The 6,532-nt window shown below is 69.0% G+C and carries 8 protein-coding genes; 2 read left to right on the forward strand and 6 right to left on the reverse strand.

From position 1 onward, the window contains the following. Positions 1–266: 266 nt before the first annotated feature. Together E1218_RS21415 and E1218_RS21420 are read left to right on the forward strand one after the other, a co-directional pair. Positions 267–560, forward strand: a complete 294-nt coding sequence (locus tag E1218_RS21415) for a type II toxin-antitoxin system prevent-host-death family antitoxin (protein ID WP_132322878.1) — start codon at positions 267–269, stop codon at positions 558–560. Continuing rightward, a complete protein-coding gene (locus tag E1218_RS21420) occupies positions 557–808 on the forward strand; it encodes a type II toxin-antitoxin system RelE family toxin (RefSeq protein ID WP_132322880.1) in 252 nt (83 codons plus the stop codon). Before E1218_RS21415 ends, E1218_RS21420 begins: the two co-directional genes overlap by 4 nt. Before the next feature lie 214 nt (positions 809–1,022). On the opposite strand, the gene E1218_RS21425 is transcribed toward E1218_RS21420, so the two are convergent. From E1218_RS21425 to E1218_RS21450, 6 genes are all read right to left on the reverse strand, one after another. Then, entirely contained in the window at positions 1,023–1,376 is a 354-nt protein-coding gene (locus tag E1218_RS21425) for an ArsC/Spx/MgsR family protein (protein WP_132322882.1), read from the reverse strand. Between the two features lie 17 nt (positions 1,377–1,393). Further along, positions 1,394–1,981 carry a hypothetical protein gene (locus E1218_RS21430; RefSeq protein ID WP_132322884.1) on the reverse strand — a complete coding sequence of 196 codons (588 nt, stop codon included), beginning with the start codon at positions 1,979–1,981 and terminating at the stop codon, positions 1,394–1,396. Positions 1,982–2,045: 64 nt separating this feature from the next. After that, positions 2,046–2,690, reverse strand: coding sequence for a hypothetical protein (locus tag E1218_RS21435; RefSeq protein ID WP_202866124.1), 645 nt, complete (start codon positions 2,688–2,690; stop codon positions 2,046–2,048). Next, complete coding sequence (locus tag E1218_RS21440; protein ID WP_132322886.1) at positions 2,687–3,001, reverse strand: antibiotic biosynthesis monooxygenase family protein; 315 nt, start codon at positions 2,999–3,001, stop codon at positions 2,687–2,689. The genes E1218_RS21435 and E1218_RS21440 overlap by 4 nt, the downstream gene beginning before the upstream one ends. A 79-nt stretch (positions 3,002–3,080) precedes the next feature. Next, positions 3,081–5,660 (reverse strand): ATP-dependent chaperone ClpB, encoded by a 2,580-nt coding sequence (gene clpB, locus E1218_RS21445; RefSeq protein ID WP_132322888.1) that lies wholly within the window; start codon positions 5,658–5,660, stop codon positions 3,081–3,083. Positions 5,661–5,859: 199 nt separating this feature from the next. Next, positions 5,860–6,396, reverse strand: coding sequence for a GNAT family N-acetyltransferase (locus E1218_RS21450; protein WP_132322890.1), 537 nt, complete (start codon positions 6,394–6,396; stop codon positions 5,860–5,862). Positions 6,397–6,532 lie beyond the last annotated feature (136 nt).

Raw genomic sequence — 6,532 nt, forward strand, 5'->3', positions numbered from 1 at the left:
CGAAGGGAAGGAGAGGGAGAGGGGTCTGGACGCGCCGTTGCTGGTACGCCGTGCCGGATCCGTAGGTATGGAGGTGATCCCGGCTGCGCGGGCTGCTGGAGATCGTGCGCAGCCCACCGCCTCGCGGCTGGGACGCTGGACGGAGAGACGACGAGCTGCTGGACCGGCTGGCCCGGTACGTCGAGCCGCTCATCGCAGGCGAGGAAGCGGCTCGACAGAAACGGGAGAATCCGGAATCTCCCGAGTTCCGGGTGTAGTTTGTGGACATGGCGACGTACACGATGACCGAGGCGAACAAGCGGACCGCGGAAATGGTGAACGAGGCCCGCTACACCAACCAACCCGTCCTGATCACCGATCATGGCAGACCGGCAGCAGCGGTGATCTCCCCCGGCCTGCTGGCGCACTACCAGGCTCTCGAGGACGCCGCCGACCTCGCCACGGTCGAGCAGATCAAGGCCGCGGGGGGGCCGAAGTGGGTGTCCGACAAGGACGCCCAGCCTTTGATGGACGAGATCGAAGCGGAGGTCGACGCCAGCGGTGAGGGCGCCGCTCGGTGATCGAGCGGACCCTGGTGTTCGACACCGGCTGGTTCAACGGCTACCGCGACCTTTATGCGTCCGATCGTCTGGCCGCCAAACGCGTCCGGGCCGCGGTCAACGCGCTTGCGCGCGATCCTGAGCCGCCGGGAAGCATTCATGTCGGCGGCAGTTCGTTCCACCGCCTCCACCTCGGCGACTATCGAGTCCTGTACGAAGTCACCGACGACGCCGTGCGGGTGTGGTCATTCGGGCGAGTGCCACGATGACGATCGCTGCGATTCGTCGCCGAAGGCCACCGCTTGTCGCCTGTGGCTTGACCGACTCCCCGGCGTACCGACGGCGACCCAGGCGACCCGCGGCAGGTCCGGCGCGGATGAATCGAGCACCAGCGGATTCTGCAGGCCGGCAGTCCTGTCCGTAGCGCCATCCACAGGCAAAGCCGGGCGACCTGGCGCAGGGCGGGGCAGATTGGTGAGGCGGTTACCTCGGGAGAAAGCGGGCGAGGGTTTCGGGGTCTCGGGCTACTGCTGTCATGTTGTCGTCGGCGGTGAGGATGGGGCGTTGGACAAGGATGGGGTTGTCGGCCATTGCCTGAATCCAGTCCGCGCGGTGGGCCTCGTCCCGAGGGAGGGTGCGGAGGGGTTTCGCGGAGGATTCGGTGTGGCGGACCAGGTCCCAGGGTTCCAGGTTGAGGCGGGTCAGGACGGCGGTGAGCTCTTCGAACGTGGGCGGGTCGTCGAGGTAGCGGCGGACCGTGTAGGGGACGCCGGCTTCGTCGAGAGCCTTGGTGGCGGTGCGGCACTTGGAGCAGGCGGGATTGATCCAGATCTCCACGGATGAGGTCCTTCGGGTCAGCGGTGGTGAAACCAGAGTTTGGTCGGCTGCTGGAGCATCAGGAACAGCAAGGTGCCGTGGATGGCGAGTCCGAGGATGCTGTTGGGCAAGGACATCAGACCGCCGGCGATGCCGACCGCGGCGACGCCGACAATCACGTAGCGGGCCCAGGCCCGGCGCTTGCGAAGGTAGACGGCCGGGACGATGTACGCCGCCGCGCAGGCGAGGACCACAGCGACAACTGTCCCCTGGGCGTCCTTGGAGCCGGTGACGATCTCGGCGATCTGTTCGCCCGCGGAGGTGAGAGCGAGGCCGGCGAGGAGCAGGCACAAGGCGCCGAGACCGAACGAGATCACCGCGGCGACCGTGACCTGCTTCGGTGGCGGCGCGTCGGCGTAGAGGTTCGCACCGAACGCACCGCTGTACGCTCCCGGCGCATACGGGTTCTGCCGGTCACCGTACGAGCCAGACGGATGCGAGCCGGGCGGCTGGGCGGACGAGTGCGAGCCGGGCGGTTGCGCCGATCCCCCACCAGGGGCACCGAACACGCCTGGGTACGGCGCGGGGCGGTCGTCGCCGGAGTTGTCGCCGTGCTGGTCGGTCATGCCCTGAAGAGTTCCTTCCACCCAGGTCACCCACGATCCTGCCAGATCGGCCAAACCCCAGCGGTCACCCGAGGGCCACGACGCGGATGTCCAGGTGCGAGAACCTCAGAAAGTTCTCGAGGTCAGCCGCGGACACGGCGCCCGCGACGTACGCCGGGTCGGCGTGGAAGCGCACCGTGGTCCCGGTGACGGGGGCGGGTTCGTCCGCACGCTGGCCGAAGGTGGGACCGATCGGTTCCAGGTCAGTGACCGGTACGCCGTACTCGTAGCGTTGGGTCCAGGAGCCGTTGCGGCGGCGGTTGGTGTGCACGAGCCAGTCGCTGAGCGCCGCGACCACCGACATGCCGCGCCGGGGATGGCCGTCGGGGAGCAGTGGGCTCGGCGGATCCGCGAAGAAGCGGAGGTCCTGGGTGGCCATGATCGGTTTCCTGATCGGCTGACTGTGTTCGTCGAGGCGGGTGTCGGTGCCGCGCCCGTCGTCGTCGACGGCGATGGAACCGTCGGCGTGCAGGGTGACGGTGCAGGCGCCGCGACGGCGGGCTGATTCGGCCTCGTCCTCCGGATACGCGAGAACCTCCAGCACGAGATGGCGCAGACCGCCCGGCGCGTACCGGGCGGCCTCAGAACGGATGAGCCCCAGATGGTCGTGGTCGACCGTCCCGGCCCAGTCGTGCGTGGTGTTCACCCAGTCGCGTCGTGGTTGTGTCACCCGCTCATTCTGCCGGGCAAGACACTGCCGTGGACGTCATACCGCTCCACCGAGGACTCGCCGGTGAGGAACCCGGCCGCGGCGATCCGGCGCACGCTGTCCTGGTAGCGCGCCGAACGCTCGAGTGCGTCCGCCGCGGCATGGTCCGCCCAGAGGGTGGTCACGACGCAGCGGCTGCCCTCGCGGCCGAAGAGCAGGCCGACAAACCCCTCATGAGCCCGGAACATCGGCAGCGATTGCTCCCGGGCGAACCGTTCGTACTCCGCTGCTCGGGTTTCGTCGACGCCGGTCCGCCAGATGCGCATGATCATGCCCAACAGCATCAGATCCCGTGGCCGGACGCCAGCAGGGCCCGGGCGGACGACCGGGCCCTGCTGGTTGCGGTGTATGTCAGGCCGGGGTGACGTCCAGCGCGTCCTTGGCCTCGTTGAGGGTGACGTTGACGGTGTCGCCGTCACGGATGTCACCGGACAGGAGGTTCCGGGCGAGCTCGTCGCCGATGGCGGACTGGACCAGGCGGCGGAGCGGGCGGGCGCCGTACACCGGGTCGTAGCCGGTCATCGCGAGCCACTCCATCGCGCCCTCCTCGACCTCCAGAGTGATCCGGCGGTCGGCCAGCCGGCGCTGCAGGGCGCCGATCTGCAGGGCGACGATCTGGGCCAGTTCCTCGCTGCCGAGGGCGTCGAACAGCACGATCTCGTCGAGCCGGTTGATGAACTCCGGCTTGAACGACTGCCGCACCACGGCCATCACCTGGTCGCGCTTGACCAGATCGTCCAGCGTGATGTCGGCCAGGTAGGCCGAGCCGAGGTTGCTGGTCATGATCAGGATGACGTTGCGGAAGTCGACCGTACGCCCCTGGCCGTCGGTCAGCCGGCCGTCGTCGAGCACCTGCAGCAGGATGTCGAAGACCTCGGGGTGCGCCTTCTCCACCTCGTCGAGCAGGATCACCGAGTACGGGCGGCGTCGCACGGCCTCGGTGAGCTGGCCACCCTCCTCGTACCCGACGTAGCCGGGCGGAGCGCCGACGAGCCGCGAGACGCTGTGCTTCTCGCCGTACTCCGACATGTCGATCCGGACCATCGCGCGCTCGTCGTCGAACAGGAAGTCCGCGAGCGCCTTGGCCAGCTCGGTCTTGCCGACGCCGGTCGGGCCGAGGAACAGGAACGAACCGGTCGGCCGGTCCGGGTCGGAGATGCCCGCGCGCGCCCGCCGGACGGCGTCGCTCACGGCCTTGACCGCCTCGCGCTGACCGATCAGCCGGCGGCCCAGCTCGTCCTCCATCCGGAGCAGCTTGCCGGTCTCGCCCTCGAGCAGCCGGCCGGTCGGGATGCCGGTCCACATCGCGATCACCTCGGCGATCTCGGTCGGGCCGACCTCCTCGTTGACCATCGCGTCCGGGCCCTCTGGGGTCTCCTCGGCGTCGGCCTCCTCCAGCTCCTTGGTGAGCTGCGGGATCTCGCCGTACAGCAGCCGCGACGCGGTCTCCAGGTCGCCGTCGCGCTGGGCGCGCTCGGCCAGGCCGCGGAGCTCGTCGATCCGCTCCTTGATCTCACCGACCCGGTTCAGCCCGGACTTCTCCCGCTCCCACCGGGACTCCAGAGCCCGCAGCTCCTCCTCGCGGTCGGCGAGGTCGGCGCGCAGCCGCTCGAGCCGCTCCTGGCTGGACGGGTCGTCCTCCCGCGACAGCGCGAGCTCCTCCATCTTCAGCCGGTCCACGGTCCGCCGGAGTGAGTCGATCTCGACCGGGGACGAGTCGATCTCCATCCGGAGCCGGGACGCGGCCTCGTCGACCAGGTCGATCGCCTTGTCCGGCAGCTGACGGCCGGAGATGTAGCGGTGGGACAGCGTCGCGGCGGCGACCAGGGCGCTGTCGGAGATGGCCACCTTGTGGTGCGCCTCGTAGCGCTCCTTCAGGCCACGCAGGATGGCGATCGAGTCCTCGACCGAGGGCTCGCCGACGAAGACCTGCTGGAAGCGGCGCTCCAGCGCCGGGTCCTTCTCGATCCGTGTCCGGTACTCGTCGAGGGTGGTGGCGCCGATCATCCGCAGCTCGCCGCGGGCCAGCATCGGCTTGAGCATGTTGCCGGCGTCCATCGAGCCGTCACCGGTGGCGCCGGCGCCGACGACGGTGTGCAACTCGTCGATGAAGGTGATGATCTGGCCGTCGGACTCCTTGATCTCGGTCAGCACCGCCTTCAGCCGCTCCTCGAACTCGCCGCGGTACTTCGCGCCGGCGACCATCGCGCCGAGGTCGAGGCTGATCAGCCGCCGGCCGCGCAGCGACTCGGGCACGTCACCGGCCACGATCCGCTGGGCCAGACCCTCGACGACGGCGGTCTTGCCGACGCCGGGCTCACCGATCAGGACGGGGTTGTTCTTGGTCCGGCGGGACAGCACCTGGACCACCCGGCGGATCTCCGAGTCCCGGCCGATCACCGGGTCGAGCTTGCCGTCCCTGGCCCGCTCGGTCAGGTCGACGCCGTACTTCTCCAGCGTCTTGGTGGTGCCCTCGGCCTCCGGAGAGGTGATCCGGCGGTTGCCGCGCATCGCGTCGAACGCCTGCAGCAGCGCGTCCGCGGTCACTCCCAGCGCGGTCTTCGCGTTGCCCTCCACGGTGGCCAGCGAGATCAGCAGGTGCTCGGTGGAGACGTACTCGTCGCCGAGCCCGAGGGCCCGCTGCTCCGCCTGGTTCAGCACGTCGCTGGTCTTCGGCGACAGGCTCGGGGCCTGCACGCTCCCGCCGCTCGCCTTCGGCAGCCGGCTGAGGAACTCCGCGGTCCGGCGGCGGACAGCGTCGACGTCGGCGCCGGCGGTCTCCAGAAGCCCGACGGTGGTCCCCTCCGGCTGAGCGAGCAGCGCGGACAGCAGGTGAATCGGTTCCACGGTCGGGTTGCCCGCCGCGGAGGTCTGACGGATCGCGACCGACAGGGTTTCCCGGGCCAGCGTCGTCAACCGCTGAACGTCCATCTGTTCCAGCCTTTCAAGCTCAACTAACAGCAGTCACTGGATACAACTTATCCAAACTTGAGTCCATTCCACTCAACTCTGAGAAATCCTGGGGGGATCTCAGGGTCTCCCTGGCCGCGGGAAATGGTTTCACTACAAGTTGTATCCGTTTACCACTGCTGGTTGAGCACGAAGGGGCGGGCTGTGGACAACTCCGCTGTCAGTCGGGGAGCTCGGCCGCGCGGATGCGGTAGACCTGCAGCGTCAGGCCGTAGTACTTGTCGGTCTCGCCGACCCACTCCATGCCCAGCCGGCGGGCAGTGGCGATCGCGCGCGCGTTGTGCGGCCGGGCGACGGCGAACAACTCGTCGATCCCGCCCTCCTTGAACGCCCAGCGCATCAGGGCCAGGCTGGCCTCGGTCGCGTACCCGTGCCCCCAGGCGCTCGGCCGCAACTGCCAGCCGATCTCGAGGTCCTCCTCGTACGGCGGGAGCAGCCGGATCAACAGACCGCCGACCACCTCGCCGTTCTCGCGACTGGTGACCGCCCACCGGCCGGACGGCGGGACGAAGTTCGGCTGGGCCTCGATCCAGGCATGCAGGATCGCCCTCATGGTCGGTACGTCGGCAACCTGGTCCATGGCCGGTGAGAGCCAGGGGGCCACGTCGGAAGAGCCGTAGATCTCCAGCGCGGCTTCGGCATCGTCTTCTTTCCAGTCGCGGATCAGCAACCGGTCCGTCTGCAGGCTGAGCGTCACCTTGCCAGAGTAAGCCGCTCCTGGAACGAGAACCGCCGGGTGGTCCTGGGGTCGGACCACCCCCGGAGGGCCGAAGGGCGCCCGGGGGAGGGCGCACCTTCGGCGATGGAGGGTCGGGGGGACGACAGCCTCCACC

Origin of the sequence: Kribbella turkmenica, assembly GCF_004348725.1 — a bacterium.
GTDB lineage: Bacteria > Actinomycetota > Actinomycetes > Propionibacteriales > Kribbellaceae > Kribbella > Kribbella turkmenica.